The following is a 16,946-nucleotide window of genomic DNA, read 5'->3' as shown; positions in this document are numbered from 1 at the left end:
AAAATAAAATGAAAGATAATACTACCGTAAGGCTTGAGGAGCTTCATCTGCCCGAAGATCTCAAAAAGCTTTCCATACCCCAATGCATAAGCCTGTGCAGGGAGATACGGGATATTCTTATAAATACGGTCGCAGAAAACGGGGGACACCTTGCTTCAAATCTGGGCACAGTAGAGCTTACAATGGCTCTCCACCGTGTTTTCTGCTCGCCCTATGACAAAATTATCTGGGACGTGGGACATCAGGCATATACCCATAAGCTGCTCACAGGGCGACTTGACGAGTTTTCCACGCTCAGAACGGAGGGCGGGATATCGGGCTTTGCAAAGCCCTCAGAGTCGGAGCACGATATTTTCATAAGCGGTCACAGCAGCAATTCCATTTCCGCCGCCTGCGGTATCGCAAAGGCAATGCGGCTTCAGGGCGACGACCATACTGTTATCGCCGTTATCGGAGACGGCGCATTTACAGGCGGAATGGTTTATGAGGGTCTTAATAACGCAGGCAAAAGCGACGATAATCTTATCGTTATCTTAAACGACAACGAGATGTCCATTTCAAAGAATGTGGGCGCTCTGGCAAAATATCTGTCCTCCCTTCGGGGCAGGAAAGCCTATGTGGAAGCAAAAAAAAGCGTTGAGAACGTACTTGACAGAACTCCCGTTGTGGGCAAGCCCGTGAAGGAGCTTATGCTTGCATCAAAGGACGCTGTAAGGTGGCTCCTTTACCATTCAAACGGACAGCCTGCGGGTGCGACAATGTTTGAAAATTTAGGCTTTGTTTACTTAGGACCCGTTGACGGTCACGATCTGAAAAGCCTTGAGGAAACTCTTGAGGCTGCCAAAGCGGCGAAAAAGCCTGTGCTTATCCACGTAAATACGGTCAAGGGAAAGGGCTACCGTCCTGCGGAAAAAAATCCCGGAGCGTTTCACGGGCTTGCTCCCAAAGCTATGCGGCAGGGTGATCCCGAAATAATAAGCAGCGACAGCTTTTCGGCGGTTTTCGGCGAGGAGCTTGCAAAACTGGGAGCTGCCGACAAACGTATCTGCGCCATTACTGCGGCAATGAAATACGGAACGGGGCTAAACCGCTTTGCAGATGTATGCCCCGACAGATTTTTCGATGTGGGAATTGCCGAGCAGCACGCTGTCACCTTTGCGGCGGGGCTTTCGGTAAGCGGAATGATACCCGTTTTTGCGGTGTATTCAAGCTTTCTGCAAAGAGGATATGACCAGATAATTCACGACGCTGCCATAAGCCGCACTCATATTGTTCTCGGCATTGACCGTGCAGGCATCGTAGGCGAGGACGGGGAAACACATCAGGGCTTGTTTGACGTTCCTATGCTTACCTGCATACCGAATATCACAGTTTTTTCCCCCTCGGATTATGACGAGCTGAGACTTTGTCTTCGAAAGGCATTGTATGATACTCCGTCAGTTGCGGCGGTAAGATATCCCAGAGGTTCGGAAAGCGGCAAAGCAAAAATGAAGCTTGACGAGAACAATATGCTTTGCTTTGAAAATAACGGCGGAAAGGCTCTGGCAATAGGCTACGGCAGAACGGGAAGTACCGTATGTGAAGCTGTAAGAGACGGTAAGCTCGATGCTGATGTATTAAAGCTTGTAAGGATATTCCCGCTTGAAAGCTATGTCATTGACCTTTGTATGAAGTATGACAGGATAATCGTATTTGAAGAATCACTTCAAAACGGCGGGATAGGCGAGCATCTTACGGCGGCTCTTGCTCTTAGGGGATATAAGGGCGATATCCGCATAAATGCCATACACGGATTTGTGAAGCAGGCGAAAACGGAAAGCGTTCTGAAAAGATTTTCCCTTGATAAAGAGGGGATAGAGAAGAAAATTTCAGAGCTTTTATCAGACTGAAACTTGGGAGGCAGACTATGCGGCTTGATGTGTTCTTGTCGGAAAAGGGGCTTGTAAAAAGCCGTGAAACGGCAAAAAGAATGATAGCCGAGGGCGGAGTTTCCGTTAACGGCGATATTGTCACAAAGCCCTCAAAGGAGATATCCGAAGGTGATGATGTGAAATTGTGCGCTCCTCTCCCGAAATATGTGGGCAGGGGCGGACTGAAGCTTGAAAAGGCTCTCGGGTGCTTTGACATATCCGTAAATGGGCTTGTGTGTATGGATATAGGCGCCTCCACAGGCGGCTTTACGGACTGTATGCTGCAAAACGGCGCAGAGTATGTCTATGCCGTTGATGTGGGTCACAGTCAGCTTGATGAAAGCCTTGTAAATAACAGTCGTGTCAAAAATATGGAGGGCGTAAATATAAAAGATGTTTCTCCTTCGGACTTTGACAGAGAGATTGGGTTTATTTCCACAGACGTATCCTTCATTTCCCTCAAAAAGGTCATTCCGAAAATTTCGGAGCTGCTATGCGAAAACGGCAGGGCTGTAATGCTTGTAAAACCCCAGTTTGAATGCGGCAGGGCGGACATAGGCAAAAACGGCATTGTCCGCTCGGAGAAGGTGCACAAGGCAGTTTTAGGCGATATCATTTCTTTCTGCGGTCAGTACGGACTTTCGGTTATGGGAGCGGACTTTTCACCCATTCAGGGCGGCGACGGAAATATCGAGTATCTTATCTCTGCACAAAAAAGCGGCATTGCGGGCACGCCAATAGACTGTGCCAAAATAATATCCGAGGCTCACAGAAGCTTTAAGAAAGGCAAATAAATGAAAACTGTAATCTATCCTAATTTCTCAAAAAAGAACGCATATGAGACAACGGGAAAGGTCTGCTCAATGCTCCATAATATGGGCTTTGAGATATTCTGCGGAGATAATCTCAGGGAGCGTTTTCCCGTAAAAAAATATGTGAAGTTTATGCCACTTGACGAGGCGGCGGAGCAATGCGACCTGATAATTGCCGTTGGCGGTGACGGAACAATTCTCGAAGCCTCGGCGTATGCGGCGGAAAACGACAAGCTCCTGCTTGGGATAAATACGGGCAGGCTTGGGTTTATGGCTTCTATGGAGCCTGACGAGCTGTATAATCTTTCGAGACTTATGAGCGGCGATTATGTGGTGGAAAATCGTATGATGCTCGACTGCGAGTTTGCGGGCGGAGGAAGAAAGGACAGCTTTACGGCGCTTAATGACATCGTTATATCAAGCCAGTTTGGGCGGCTTGCGGATTATTTTGTGGAGATAAACGGCAGCAACGTAAGCACGCTTCGGGCGGACGGAGTTATCTTCTCCACTCCCACAGGCTCAACAGCGTATGCCCTTTCGGCAGGAGGACCTATCCTTGAACCGGGACTTGAATGTATCCAGATGACCCCCGTTTGTCCCCATTCACTTGTATCGAGGACAATGCTTTTTTCAACGGACAAAAAGCTCGAGGTCACATTCAAATCAAGGGACAATACACCGCTGTATCTGAGCATTGACGGACAGGTGTGCGAAAGCGCAGAGCAGGACGACAGGCTTATCATCACACGTTCACGCAAATCCCTGCGGCTCATTGATATTCAGGGCAATTCGTTTTTCAATGCGGTTAACAAAAAGCTTTTAAACCCCATTAAGGATATTTGATAAAGGTCGGTAGTCGGAATGAATAAGTCGGAGAGACACGAAATTATTCTTGAGATAATTAAAAATAATTCCATCGAAACTCAGGAAATGCTCAGAGAACAGCTTTTAAAGCGTGGTATCGAGGTCACCCAGGCAACTCTTTCACGTGACATAAAGGAGCTTGGGCTGATAAAAAAGCAGGACCGCTATTTTGTGCCCCAGAAAAGCTCCGCAGAGATACCTGCGCTTATCAGAGAGAGTGTAAATTCCGTGGACTATGCGCTGAATACGGTGGTTTTCAAATGTCACGCAGGAATGGCTATGGCTGCTTGCGCAATGTTTGATAAGCTGGGCTACAGCGGCGTTGTGGGTACCTTGGCAGGGGACGATACCATTTTTATGGTAATGCGTTCGGAAAAGGACGCCGCCGCATTTGTCAAGGAAATGCAAAGCGTTATCTTCAAGAGTAAAAAGGGTGATTTTGATGCTCAGTGAGCTTTATATAAAAAATCTTGCAATAATCGAGGAAGCGTCTATCCCGTTTTCGGATAATTTCAACGTCTTTACGGGTGAAACGGGAGCGGGTAAGTCTATTCTCATAAACGGGATAAACGCCGTTCTCGGGCAGCGTATCACAAAGGATATAGTGAGAGCAGGCTGCGACAAGGCTGTTATCTCCGCTTTGTTTACGGAGCTTTCGGAAAATGTATGCAAAAAGCTTGACGAGCTTGGGATATCCCACGAGGACGGTCAGCTTATGCTCACACGTGAGATAAGCTCTGACGGCGGCAGCATTGCAAGGGTAAATTCCCGTACATCAACGGTCTCCGTGCTCCGTGAGATAGGGGAATGTCTTGTAAATATCCACGGTCAGCACGACAATCAGATACTTATGGACCCGGAAAAGCACCTGTCAATTCTTGACAGCTACGGCGGACTTGAAAAGCAGACGGAGGAGTATCACGAAAGCTTTAAGCAGCTTCAGGAAGTATCCCGCAGGCTGAAAAAGCTCACTCTTGAACGTAAAGAGAAAACCGAACGAGAAGAAATGCTTCGTGAAAAAATCGAGGAGATAGGCAGTTTGAGCATTGAGGAAAACGAGGACGAAGCTCTTGAGGCAGAGTATAAAATTGCTCAGAACAGCGAGGACATATGCGCCGCTCTGAACGAGGCACACAGCTTTTTAAACGGCGTCGATGACAGCGAGATACCCGGAGCGGTAGAGCTTGTTTCCAATGCCTGCGGCGATATTTCGGCATTTTCGGAAGCACTTCCTTCTCTTAAAACTCTCTCCGACCGACTTGAAAATGTGAGGGTGGAGCTTGAGGATATCGTTTCGGAGATATCTTCGGAGCTTGATAAGATAGACATTGACGCCGAAAGATACGCTTTTCTTACCGACCGCCTGAACGAGCTTAACAGGATAAAAAAGAAATACGGTCCCGAGCTTTCGGACGTGCTTGAATGTTACAACAATGCGGCAGAGGAGCTTGACGAATTCGAGTCCTCTTCGGACGAGATAGAGCAGACCGCCGCTCAGAGAGAAAAGCTTCTTGCGGACGTTTCCGAGAAAGCAAAATGCCTTTCTGCGGCAAGGGCGGAAGCGGCGGAAAGATTTTCCGCACAGGTGGAGGAAGAGCTTAAATTCCTTGATATGCCCAATGTAAAGATATGCGCCGCAATGGAAAAGGGCAAGCTTACCGCCGCAGGTATGGATACCGTAGAGTTTATGATATCCACAAACGTGGGCGAGGGAATGAAGCCTATGTCAAAAATTGCCTCGGGCGGTGAGCTTTCAAGAATAATGCTTGCGCTCAAGAATGTAATTGCCGAAAAGGACAATATCCACACCCTCATATTCGACGAGATAGATACGGGTGTCAGCGGCAGGGCGGCTCAGAAGATAGGCATAAAGCTCCGACAGGTATCAAAGCACCAGCAGGTATTGTGCGTTACACATCTTTCCCAGATGGCGGTAATGGCGGACAATCATCTGCTTATTGAGAAAAAGACCCGTGACGGCAGAACATATACCTCTGTCCATCGTCTTGATTTTGAAGAGCGCAAGCGTGAGATAGCAAGGATAATGGTTGGCGAGAATATCACCGACACCGCTCTGAAAAATGCCGAGGAGCTGCTTCTGAGCAGCAAGGATATATAATAACAAAAGCAGCCTTTGAAAAATCAAAAGCTGCTTTTTTAAGTAAATAAAGCTTACGGCTCAACAGGATAGTCATTTCCGCCGTACATAAACGCTAAAGTCTTTGATATCTCCACAGGGTCGGTAACGGGGGCAGGCTGCCAGTTGTTGTGCTCGCCCGAGTATACGTAAAAGGGAGTGAAGCTTTCCTCCTGAGATATGTAGGCTCCGCTTTCATCAAAGTTAAATGTCTCGGTAAGTATAACCGTTTTGTTTTCGGGACTTCTGCTTCCGCCGTAGCAGAAGTTGCCCAGAGAATATATTATATCAACGCCGTTATAGTTCTCCATAGGTCTGAGAACGTGGGGGTGGGAACCAACAATGAGGTCTGCGCCCATATCCGCATATTTATGGCACATCTCGACCAGCCAGTCCTCGGGAACGTGTTCCTTTTCGGTGCCGCCGTGGAAAAAGAGTATCTGTATGTCGCTGTTTTCCTTCAGCTCTTCAAGCTTCGGGGTAATGACAGGCTCGTAATTCGCCCCGAACATATTTGCACAGAGGATACCGAATGTAACTCCGTCCTTTTCCACATAAACAGGGTGGTCGATATCGCCCCACATTATCCCTGCATTGTCAAGAGCCTCGGCAGTATCGTTATAGCCTGCGGTACCGTAATCCATAGTATGATTGTTGGCAATGGAAACAATGTCAATGCCGCCGCTTTTCAGGATATCGGCTGTGCTTGTGGGGGACTTGAACCAGAATGCCGTTCCCGTTTTTGAAGTCTTGGAAAGGCTTCTGTCGGAAAGGACAAACTCATTGTTTGCCACCACAAAATCGCTGTCTTTGTAAACGGGGAGAGCCTTTTCAAAGAAATAAGAAGCAGGCTTTTCCTCGGCATATGCCTTGAATGCGTCGGGACGGGTATCTCCCGAATTGGAGGCAAGGAGACAGTCGCCTAAAAAGGTAAAGGTTATGCTTTTTCCTGCGGTGAGGGAAAGCTCCTTGTCCGACACAGGCTCGGTTATTACCTCTGTGACCGTTTCGGCAGGAGGAATGGTTTCCGCTGCCACATCTGCGCCTGCAATGTCTCCTGCGCCGCCGTTCTTATACAGCTTGCGGCAGCCGTAGACCATTACCGCCGTCACCGCAGCAAAGCATACTGCGGTTTTTAATATCTTCATTCTATGTAACATCTCCTGATGCGGACCGTAAAGGTCCTGTTTCTTTTGTTCTTTCTTTGCGGATTGTTTCCGCATTTTTCTGTGTATATTTATATTATAGTACCTTTACCGATGAAAATCAAGTTAAAATTTGGTTACAATTGCAGAAGAAGTCACAAATTCCTTGACAAATCGGCTGACTGTGGTATAATAAACAAGTAATCCCTTTACGGAGGTCGTTATATGTCAAGCAACGTTACCTATAAATATATTAAACAAAATCCCGATATCCACACATATATAAAAAACGCCGACGCTGCTGTTGCGGTGCAGGGCTATACGGAGCATTCCTTTGCCCACGTGGAAAAGGTTGCGGATACCGTTAAGATGATACTCGAGGGTCTCGACTGCGACGAGAGAAAGGTCGAGCTTGGAATGATAGCGGCTTATATGCACGATATCGGCAATGTGATAAACCGTGTGGACCACGCTCAGAGCGGCGCAGTTATGGCATTCAGACTGCTCGATAATCTCAATATGCCTGCCGAGGAGATATGCGACATCATTTCGGCTATAGGCAATCACGATGAGGGCACGGCTCAGCCTTTAAATGCAATTACGGCGGCTCTTATCATTGCGGACAAGACCGATGTACGCCGCAGCCGTGTGAGAAATATAAACGATCTGGCACAGGATATCCACGACAGAGTTAATTTTGCAGTTGAAAAATCGGAGCTTAACTTCAACGAGGACAAAACCGAGCTTATTCTCGAGCTTACCATTGACAACAGGATATCTTCGGTTATGGAGTATTTTGAGATATTTATGAATCGTATGATACTTTGCAAAAAATCGGCAGAATTTCTTGGCGTAAAATTCAGGATCAGGGCAAACGGCTCGGATCTTGTCTGATTTTGGAAGGACAGATGTTTTTTATGCAGACTATTCCATATGTTGGCTACAGTCTTTATCAGTTGTTTTTAATGTTTTGTTTCTGGAGCTTTGTGGGCTGGTGTATCGAGGTCATTGATATGACCTACGAGACAGGCGAGTACCAGAACAGAGGCTTTCTTAATATGCCCATATGTCCTATTGAAGGCGTGGGAGTAATAATGGTGACGGTGCTTTTTAAGCCTATAAGCAATACCATAATACCGCTTTTTATTGCCTGCACTATTCTCTGCACCGCATTCGAGCTGTTTATGGGGTGGGGTATGGAAAAGCTTTTCCACGCCCGCTGGTGGGACTATTCAAATATGAAATTCAATTACAAGGGTTACATATGTCTCAGAAACTCCCTTTTCTTCGGAGCAGGCTGCGTTGTGGTCATCAGATGCATTCAGCCTATGGTGCTGAGGGCGATCGATGCTATCCCGGTTAAGGTGGGAATGTCGATCGTCGTTATTATGGCGGTGCTTATTGCGGTGGATACGGTGGTCTCGCTTATGGCTGTCAAGAAGCTGAACGAGAGATTCAGACGTATCGATGAGATATCAAAGCTTATGCTCTCAGGCTCTGTTAAGGTGGGTATGAAGCTTGCTTCGGGCACTCTCAAGGTCAAGAGCAATGTGGACAAGATAATAGATGTCAAGGATAATGTGGTAGAAAAGGTTCAGGATATGAACTCCGCCAATATGGACAGGCTGAGAAGCGAGTACAGCCGTCTTGTGGAGGAAAAGGACGCATTTACCGAAAGACTTGCAAAGACCCTTATTTCCCATAAATATTCCGAGTCCCTGAGGGCGGTGAAGGATAAGCTCAAGGGAAAAATAACGGAAATAGGCTATTCTGACGACAGCGATGATGAAAAAAGTGAGTGATTGGCAAATTCATCAAAAATTCATTGAATTTTATGTTGACTTTGGCTTAATGATGTGATATAATATATCAAGATAAATAAGCAACCTTTAAGTCGATCCCGTGAGTTCGACAAGGCAGCTTGAATTTGATATTTGCGGCAAAGCTGTGCAAAAGCGTAAGCTTTGCGGTTTTATATGAATTTTCAAAACTGTCTGTCGGGATCCGGCGGGCAGTTTTTTTACGGAGGTACCCTGCAATGCTTCAGAAAGCGGTCATTCTTGACGAAAAATCTATGAACCGTGCCGTCGCACGCATTTCCTGCGAGATAATCGAGCGCAACAAGGGCGTTGACGGCCTTTGCTTCATAGGGATAATGTCAAGGGGCGTTTACATTGCAAAACGCATTGCTTCACGTATTAAGGAAACAGAGGGCTTCGATGTTCCCGTTGGTATTCTTGATATCACCGCATATCGTGACGATATCAAGGCTTCTGACAGGGACAGGTCCTCTGTTTCTTTTGATGTAAGGGACAAAAAGGTCATTCTTGTGGACGATGTGATATTTACGGGCAGAAGCTGCAGAGCCGCCATTGACGCTGTTATGAGCCGTGGCAGACCCCGGAATATCCAGCTTGCCGTTTTAGTGGACAGGGGTCACAGGGAGCTTCCCATAAGACCCGATTACGTGGGCAAGAATGTTCCTACATCTCGTGAGGAGACTGTCAAGGTCATGGTCAGAGAGGCGGACGGCTGCGACAAGGTGGTCATTCTTGAAAACGAAGCCGATTTGAAAGGAATGGATAAATGAAAATACTTTACAAAGATCTGACTGTTTACAGCGAAAAGGAAGTTATCAAAGCCGATATTCTGGTTGACGGAGACAAGATAGCCGAGGTTTCGGAGAATATTGCCGAAAGCGCCGACCTTGTTTACAACTGCAGGGGGCTTTCGGCGTTTCCCGCTCTCTGCGACATTCACGTTCATTTCAGAGACCCGGGGCTTACCTATAAGGAGGACGTGGTCTCGGGCTGTGCTGCTGCGGCGGCAGGCGGATTTACCGCTGTTGCCTGTATGCCTAACACCAAGCCCGTATGCGACAGCGCAGAAACTGCGGATTATATTATGAAAAAGGCTGAACCTACGGGAGTTAAGGTATATCCCGTTTGCTCCGTAACAAAGGGTATGAACGGCGCAGAGCCTGCCGATTATGACGAATATGTCAGAGCGGGGATAAAGATGATATCCGACGACGGCAGACCCGTTGAAAATGCGGAGCTTATGAGACAGGCTCTTGAAAAGACAAATGAGAACGGTCTGCTTGTGGCTTCACACTGTGAGGACCTTGCAATTATAAACGGCGGCATAATGAACAAGGGGAAAATTTCCGAAAAGCTTGGCGTCAAGGGAATGGACAGAGCCTCCGAGGACAGCATTACCGCCCGTGAGATAGCCCTTGCGGATTCCTGCGGCGCAAGGATACACATATGCCACGTGTCCACAAAGGGCAGCGTGGGCATTATCAGAGACGCAAGGAAAAGGGGAGTGAAGGTCACCTGCGAAACTGCTCCTCACTACTTTATGTTTACAGATGAAAAGCTGCTTGCAAGGGACGCAGATTTCAGAATGAATCCGCCTCTCAGAGAGAAAGAGGACGTGAGGGCGGTGCTTGAAGGCGTAATGGACGGCACTATCGACTGTATCGTTACCGACCACGCTCCCCACAGCCCCGAGGAAAAATCCGATTTTCTTAAAGCTCCCAACGGCGTTGTGGGACTTGAGACCTCCTTCGCCGCTTCATATACTGCATTGTGCAAAAGGGCAGGACTTCCCGTTACAAGGCTTGTGACTCTTATGTCCGCCGCTCCGAGACGTATCCTCGGCATTGAGGAAGCACGTATCGAAAAGGGTGCAAGGGCAGAATTTATGATTGCAGACCTTAACAGGGAATGGACTGTTAAACCCGAAAAATTTGCTTCAAAGTCCCGAAACAGCGTTTTCAAGGGCGAGAAGCTTACGGGAAAGGTGCTTCTTACCGTTTCGGGAGGAAAGGTAATTTACGAATATCCGTCAGCAATAAAAAGGAGTGATAGTATGTCATTTGACAGACTTATTGACAAAATAATCGAAACTCAGAACCCCACAGTTGTGGGCCTTGACCCCAAGCTTGAATATATTCCCGAATATATCAAGGAAAAGTGCATTGCAAAGCACGGTACAGGCTTCAAGGCTGCGGCAGCAGCTCTTTACAAGTTCAACAAGGGCATTATCGACGCTGTATGCGACGTTGTTCCTGCTGTGAAGCCCCAGGCGGCTTATTACGAGATGTACGGCTACTACGGCGTAAAGGCGCTGTACAAGACCATCAAGTACGCTCAGTCAAAGGGTATGTACGTTATCCTTGACGGAAAGAGAAACGATATCGGCGCAACTATGGAGGCATACTCCTCGGCATATCTTGGAAATACCGATGTTTTCGGCGAGAAGGAGGCTGCATTCGGCGCTGACTCACTTACCGTAAACGGATATCTTGGCACAGACGGTATCGCTCCTGCGCTTAAAACAGGCGGCAGCATTTTCGTCCTTGTAAAGACTTCCAACAAGTCCTCGGGCGAGCTTCAGGACAGACGTCTATGCGACGGCAAGACCATTTACGAGACTATGGGCGATATGTGCGAAAAGTGGGGCGCTGACAGCATCGGCAGCTACGGCTATTCCGCTGTTGGAGCCGTTGTGGGTGCCACCTATCCCGCTATGCTTGCGGAAATGAGAGAAAAGCTTCCTCACACCTTCTTCCTTGTTCCCGGCTACGGCGCACAGGGCGGCGGTGCAGAGGGCGTTGCTGTAGGCTTTGACAAGAATGGTCTGGGTGCTATCGTAAACTCTTCCCGTGCAGTAATGTGTGCATACAAGAAAGAGGGCTGCGATGAGCGTGAGTATGCCGCTGCCGCAAGACGTGAGGTGCTGAGAATGAAGGAGGATATCACCTCTCACATTCCTAAGATAAAGGCACCCGAAAATAACTGAAAATAAAGCCGTATTTTTCGGCAATCTATAAATTAGGAGGATAACTTATGTCTTTATTCAATATGGGAGACAAGGCTTATGTTATGCTTGCCAACGGACGGATATTCGAGGGATATTCCTTTGGTGCAAAGGGAACATCTATCGGTGAGATCGTCTTTGCAACGGGTATGACCGGCTATGAAGAAACCTTATCCGACCCCAGCTACTACGGTCAGATCGTTACCCAGACCTTTCCGCTTATCGGAAACTACGGTGTGAACGATTCGGATTACGAGTCTAAAGGCTCCTGCGTAAGCGGCTACATTGTAAGGGAATGGTGCAATTCCCCCTCAAATTTCAGATGCGAGGGAAATGTGGACGAGTTCCTTAAAAAGCATAATATCATCGGTATCCACTCCATCGACACCAGATGTCTTACAAGAATAATCCGTGAAAGCGGCGTTATGAACGGCGTTATCACCACTGAAAATGTCTATGAGAAGAAGGACGAGCTGCTTGAGCAGATAAGAGCCTTCTCCATAAAAAATGCGGTGAAGTCCGTTACCGTAAAGGAGCCTGAGGTGGTTAAGGCTGAGGATCCTCTTTACAATGTTGTTCTCTACGATTTCGGCTACAAGTTCAACATCAGGAGAGAGCTTGTTAAGAGAGGCTGTAATGTTACCGTTGTTCCTGCGGGCACTCCTGCGGAAGAGGTAAAGGCTATGAACCCCGACGGAATAATGCTTTCAAACGGTCCCGGCGACCCTTCCGAGAATACTGAGGTCATTGAAAATCTCAAGAAGATAAAGGAATATAACATTCCCATTTTCGGAATCTGTCTCGGTCATCAGCTTATGGCGCTGGCAAACGGCGCTAAGACCGAAAAGCTCAAGTACGGTCACAGAGGTGCAAATCAGCCTGTTGTGGACATTGCTCTTGACAGGACTTTTGTTACTTCACAAAATCACGGTTATGCGGTAATTAACGACAGTATCTCTCCCGAGGTGGGAGAGGTCTCCCACAAGAACGCCAATGACGGCACCTGCGAGGGTGTAAGATATAAGAATTTCCCCTGCTTTACCGTTCAGTTCCACCCCGAAGCCTGCGGAGGTCCTCAGGACACCGCTTATCTCTTCGATGAATTTATTGATATGATCAAATCCTCAAAGGAGGTCCAGTAATATGCCGCTTCGCAGCGATATTAAAAAGGTTCTTGTTATCGGTTCTGGTCCCATTATTATCGGACAGGCTGCCGAATTTGATTATGCGGGTACTCAGGCGTGCCGTGCCCTCAAGCAGGAGGGACTTGAGGTAGTTCTTATCAACTCAAATCCTGCTACTATTATGACGGACAAGGCTATGGCGGACAAGGTGTACATCGAGCCGCTGACCCTTGATGTTGTAAAGAAAATTATCAAAATTGAAAAACCCGACAGCATTCTTTCCACTCTGGGCGGACAGACAGGTCTTACCCTCTCAATGCAGCTTGCGGAGTGCGGCTTCCTTGAGGAAAACAACGTAAAGCTTCTGGGTGCAAATCCCGAGACTATCCACAAGGCTGAGGACAGACAGGCGTTCAAGGACACTATGGAAAAGATAGGCGAGCCTGTTATCCCCTCAAAGGTGGTTGAGACCGTTCCCGACGCTGTAGAATTTGCAAAGGTAATTGATTATCCCGTTATCGTCCGTCCTGCCTTTACTTTAGGCGGCACAGGCGGCGGTATCGCTTATAACGAGGAGGAGCTTATAGACATTGCCACAAATGGTCTGAGACTTTCTCCCATTACTCAGATACTTGTTGAGAAGTGCATAAGCGGCTGGAAGGAAATTGAGTTTGAGGTCATCAGAGACAGCAAGGGAAATGTTATCACCGTCTGCTCAATGGAAAACTTCGACCCCGTTGGCGTTCATACGGGCGACTCTATCGTTATCGCTCCTGCCGTTACCCTTACGGATAAGGAATATCAGATGCTCAGAACTGCGGCTCTGAACATTATCTCCGAGCTTAAGGTCGAGGGCGGCTGCAACTGTCAGTTTGCACTTCACCCCACCTCATTTGAATATGCGGTCATCGAGGTAAACCCCAGAGTTTCCCGTTCCTCTGCTCTTGCATCAAAGGCTACAGGTTATCCTATCGCAAAGGTAGCCACAAGAATAGCTATCGGCTACAGCCTTGACGAGATAATCAATCAGGTAACGGGCAAGACATATGCCTGCTTCGAGCCTGCTCTTGACTATGTTGTTGTTAAATTTCCCAAGTGGCCCTTTGATAAATTCGTTTATGCAAAGCGTACTCTCGGCACTCAGATGATGGCTACGGGCGAGGTAATGGCTATCGGTACTTCCTTTGAGCAGGCTATGATGAAGGCTGTACGCTCAATCGAGCTGGGTCTTGACTCTATGAACCTGAAAAAGCTCAAGGATCTGTCCGACGAGGAGATCTACAACAGACTTTACAATGTGGACGATGAACGCTCCTTTGTGGTTTTCGAGGCTATAAAGAGAGGCGTGGCGCTTGAGAAGATACACGAGATCACTATGATAGATATGTGGTTTTTGTCAAAGCTTAAAAATCTTGCAGATCTTGAAGCTTATCTTGCAGACGGCGAGCTGACCTGCGAGAAGTATGACCTTGCAAAGAAATACGGCTATCTTGACAGCACCATTGAGCGTATGAGCGGTCAGAAATGCCCCAAGAGGACAAGAGCCGTATTCAAGATGGTAGATACCTGCGCAGGCGAGTTCAAGGCTGAAACACCTTATTTCTACTCCACCTTTGACGAGGAAAACGAGGCAAGACAGTTCATCGACCGCACCGATACGGGCAAGAAAAAGGTCATCGTTTTCGGCTCCGGTCCTATCAGAATCGGTCAGGGTATCGAGTTCGACTACTGCTCCGTTCACTGCGTATGGGCGCTTAAAGAAATGGGCTATGACGCTGTTATCTGCAACAATAACCCCGAGACCGTGTCTACAGACTTTGACACGGGCGACAGGCTTTACTTTGACCCTCTTACCAAGGAGGACGTTGAGGCTATTATCGAGACCGAGCAGCCCTACGGCGTTGTTGTTCAGTTCGGCGGTCAGACTGCCATCAAGCTTACAAAGCACCTTTCCGATATGGGCGTGCGTATTCTCGGTACCTCTGCCGACAGCATTGATGCTGCGGAGGACAGAGAGAGATTTGACGAGCTGCTGAACAAATGCGGCATTCCCCGTCCTGCGGGTCACACCGTTATGAACACCGAGGAGGCTCTTAAAGCCGCTCAGGATCTTGGATATCCCGTTCTTATGCGTCCTTCCTATGTTCTCGGCGGTCAGAATATGATAATCGCTCACTCCGATCAGGATATTATCGAGTATATGGATATCATTACCAGAACTGCTCTGGAAAATCCTGTGCTTATCGACAAGTATATGATGGGCAAGGAGGTTGAGGTTGACGCTATCTGCGACGGCACCGACTTCCTCATTCCCGGAATTATGGAGCATATCGAGCGTGCAGGCGTTCACTCGGGCGACTCTATCTCCGTATATCCCGCTCTTACCCTTACAAAGAAGATAAGGGAGACCATTATCGAGTATACAAGACGTCTTGCAACGGAGCTTCACGTTATCGGTCTTGTAAATATCCAGTATGTGGTTTATAATAACGAGGTATATGTTATCGAGGTAAACCCCCGTTCTTCGAGAACTGTTCCTTACATTTCAAAGGTAACGGGCGTTCCTATGGTGGATATTGCCACAAAGATAATGTTCGGTCACACCCTCAAGGAGCAGGGCTATGAGAGCGGTCTTTACAAGGAGGCTGATTACATTGCCGTAAAGGTACCCGTATTCAGCTTTGAAAAGCTCCACGATGTTGATACCGCCCTGGGTCCCGAGATGAAGTCCACAGGCGAATGTCTCGGCATTGCCCGAACCTTCGAGGACGCATTGTTCAAGGGACTTATCGCCGCAGGCTACAATATGAAGAAGGACGGAGGCGTGCTTATTACGGTACGTGACACAGACAAGCAGGAGATAATCTATGTTGCCGAGAAATTCGAGCAGCTTGGCTTTGATATCTATGCTACAGGCGGAACTGCGGCTACACTCAACAAGAATATGGTTGCCGCAAACGTTGTCCGCAAGGCCTCCGAGGAAAAGCCCAATGTTATGACCCTCCTCGACAGCGGCAAGATAAATTACGTTATCTCCACATCTGCAAAGGGACGTATCCCTGCTTACGACAGCGTTAAGATACGCCGAAAGACTGTTGAGCGTTCCATCTGCTGTCTGACGGCTATCGACACCGCAAATGCAGTTGCGGATATACTGGCAATGGGCAAGAATATTGACGATATGGAAATGATAGACATAACTAAGATATGACGGTTTAAACAGGCTGTAACCGAAAGTTTCTGTTACAGCCTGTTTTCATAAAAGGAGATGACATTTATGAACGAGCTTGAAGAAGACATTATCCGTGAGCATATGTACGAGGATCACAGGCAGAGAATGGAAAAAGTCAGAAAAAATCTGAAAGGCACAAGGGTCTATAACGTTTATGTTAATCTCCTTGTTATTTTCATCAGCGTTTTCGGTCTGTATCTCTGGTTCTGCTACACCAATGCGGGAATAAAGATGGCACTTACTCTTGCTGAGGAAGTGGGGCAGATATCCTTCCCCTGGTATGGGGTGACCTTTTTTCTCACTCCGCCTGTGGCTTTGATGAGCTATCTTGCGGACATATATCTGAATAAAAAGCTGAACATTGCCTGCGAGATCATCTATCTTGTTATACTGCTTTTTTCGGTTGCAAATCTGTTTTTAAGGTTTGAGCCTATGGCAATTCTCGGAATTTTACTGCTTATAGTATACTCGGGACTGGGACTCTGGACGCAGGACCTGTCGGTGAGAAGCTATAAAGAGCTTGATTATCTCCGCACTCAGGAGGGCTTTCCCGATTTTAACTACGGCATTGAGCGTGACAGACATTCACGGTTTGTAAAATATCGTGAGAAATGGCTTAAAAATCAGAAAAAGCAGGACTATTATTCCGACAATGAAAAGCCTGTTGCAGATTTTTCGGTTGTTCCTGCCGAAAAGACTGATCGTATGGACGGTATCAGCGTTGATACGGAGGTTTGCAGCGACTGGTTCGAGGGAAAGGACGAGGCTTCTGCAGATGAAAAAAAGGATACTGCCGATATGGAGCAGCTTGAGGCTGATCCGTCTCTGCTTCCCGACAGCTCGGAATATATTGTAGAAGACGTAAGACATAAACCATTATAACGAAAGGACGGCTGTT

At 47.5% G+C, this 16,946-nt stretch carries 13 protein-coding genes and 1 pseudogene; 13 read left to right on the top strand and 1 reads right to left on the bottom strand.

What is annotated here, in order from left to right:
- Positions 1–8: 8 nt before the first annotated feature.
- From dxs to recN, 5 genes are read left to right on the top strand one after another with little or no spacing between them, the layout of a single operon-like run.
- Positions 9–1,889: a 1-deoxy-D-xylulose-5-phosphate synthase gene (gene dxs, locus ACR0QN_RS01200; RefSeq protein ID WP_432649356.1), complete on the top strand. Its 1,881-nt coding sequence runs from the start codon at positions 9–11 to the stop codon at positions 1,887–1,889.
- A complete protein-coding gene (locus tag ACR0QN_RS01195) occupies positions 1,880–2,704 on the top strand; it encodes a TlyA family RNA methyltransferase (RefSeq protein ID WP_432649462.1) in 825 nt (274 codons plus the stop codon). Before dxs ends, ACR0QN_RS01195 begins: the two co-directional genes overlap by 10 nt.
- Positions 2,705–3,565: an NAD(+)/NADH kinase gene (locus ACR0QN_RS01190; RefSeq protein ID WP_432649355.1), complete on the top strand. Its 861-nt coding sequence runs from the start codon at positions 2,705–2,707 to the stop codon at positions 3,563–3,565.
- 18 nt (positions 3,566–3,583) lie between these two features.
- Positions 3,584–4,039, top strand: a complete 456-nt coding sequence (locus ACR0QN_RS01185) for an arginine repressor (protein WP_432649354.1) — start codon at positions 3,584–3,586, stop codon at positions 4,037–4,039.
- The gene (recN, locus tag ACR0QN_RS01180; protein WP_432649353.1) at positions 4,029–5,705 is read left to right on the top strand and encodes a DNA repair protein RecN; all 1,677 of its coding nucleotides are present in this window, start codon (positions 4,029–4,031) and stop codon (positions 5,703–5,705) included. The genes ACR0QN_RS01185 and recN overlap by 11 nt, the downstream gene beginning before the upstream one ends.
- Positions 5,706–5,758: 53 nt before the next feature.
- Here recN and ACR0QN_RS01175 read toward each other — a convergent pair whose 3' ends face one another.
- Positions 5,759–6,871, bottom strand: a complete 1,113-nt coding sequence (locus tag ACR0QN_RS01175) for a CapA family protein (protein WP_432649352.1) — start codon at positions 6,869–6,871, stop codon at positions 5,759–5,761.
- 222 nt (positions 6,872–7,093) lie between these two features.
- Here ACR0QN_RS01175 and ACR0QN_RS01170 point away from each other — a divergent pair, with 222 nt between their 5' ends.
- From ACR0QN_RS01170 to ACR0QN_RS01135, 8 genes and pseudogenes are all read left to right on the top strand, one after another.
- Positions 7,094–7,762 (top strand): HD domain-containing protein, encoded by a 669-nt coding sequence (locus ACR0QN_RS01170; RefSeq protein ID WP_432649351.1) that lies wholly within the window; start codon positions 7,094–7,096, stop codon positions 7,760–7,762.
- Between the two features lie 23 nt (positions 7,763–7,785).
- The gene (locus ACR0QN_RS01165; RefSeq protein WP_432649350.1) at positions 7,786–8,670 is read left to right on the top strand and encodes a putative ABC transporter permease; all 885 of its coding nucleotides are present in this window, start codon (positions 7,786–7,788) and stop codon (positions 8,668–8,670) included.
- Positions 8,671–8,906: 236 nt separating this feature from the next.
- Positions 8,907–9,458 carry a bifunctional pyr operon transcriptional regulator/uracil phosphoribosyltransferase PyrR gene (gene pyrR / locus ACR0QN_RS01160; protein WP_432649349.1) on the top strand — a complete coding sequence of 184 codons (552 nt, stop codon included), beginning with the start codon at positions 8,907–8,909 and terminating at the stop codon, positions 9,456–9,458.
- Positions 9,455–10,702: pseudogene (locus tag ACR0QN_RS01155) on the top strand (dihydroorotase); the annotation flags it as partial. The gene pyrR and the pseudogene ACR0QN_RS01155, both read left to right, overlap by 4 nt.
- 39 nt (positions 10,703–10,741) lie before the next feature.
- The gene (gene pyrF / locus ACR0QN_RS01150; RefSeq protein ID WP_432649461.1) at positions 10,742–11,674 is read left to right on the top strand and encodes an orotidine-5'-phosphate decarboxylase; all 933 of its coding nucleotides are present in this window, start codon (positions 10,742–10,744) and stop codon (positions 11,672–11,674) included.
- Positions 11,675–11,721: 47 nt separating this feature from the next.
- On the top strand, positions 11,722–12,834 hold the full coding sequence (locus tag ACR0QN_RS01145; protein ID WP_432649348.1) for a carbamoyl phosphate synthase small subunit: 1,113 nt from the start codon (positions 11,722–11,724) through the stop codon (positions 12,832–12,834).
- Between the two features lies 1 nt (position 12,835).
- On the top strand, positions 12,836–16,027 hold the full coding sequence (gene carB, locus ACR0QN_RS01140; RefSeq protein WP_432649347.1) for a carbamoyl-phosphate synthase large subunit: 3,192 nt from the start codon (positions 12,836–12,838) through the stop codon (positions 16,025–16,027).
- A 66-nt stretch (positions 16,028–16,093) separates the two neighbouring features.
- Positions 16,094–16,930 (top strand): hypothetical protein, encoded by an 837-nt coding sequence (locus tag ACR0QN_RS01135; RefSeq protein ID WP_432649346.1) that lies wholly within the window; start codon positions 16,094–16,096, stop codon positions 16,928–16,930.
- Positions 16,931–16,946 lie beyond the last annotated feature (16 nt).

The sequence above is a fragment of the Huintestinicola sp. genome (assembly GCF_050874005.1).
GTDB lineage: Bacteria > Bacillota > Clostridia > Oscillospirales > Ruminococcaceae > Huintestinicola.
The sequence above is the reverse complement of the archived record's forward strand: the minus strand, read 5'-3'. Positions and strand labels throughout refer to the sequence as shown.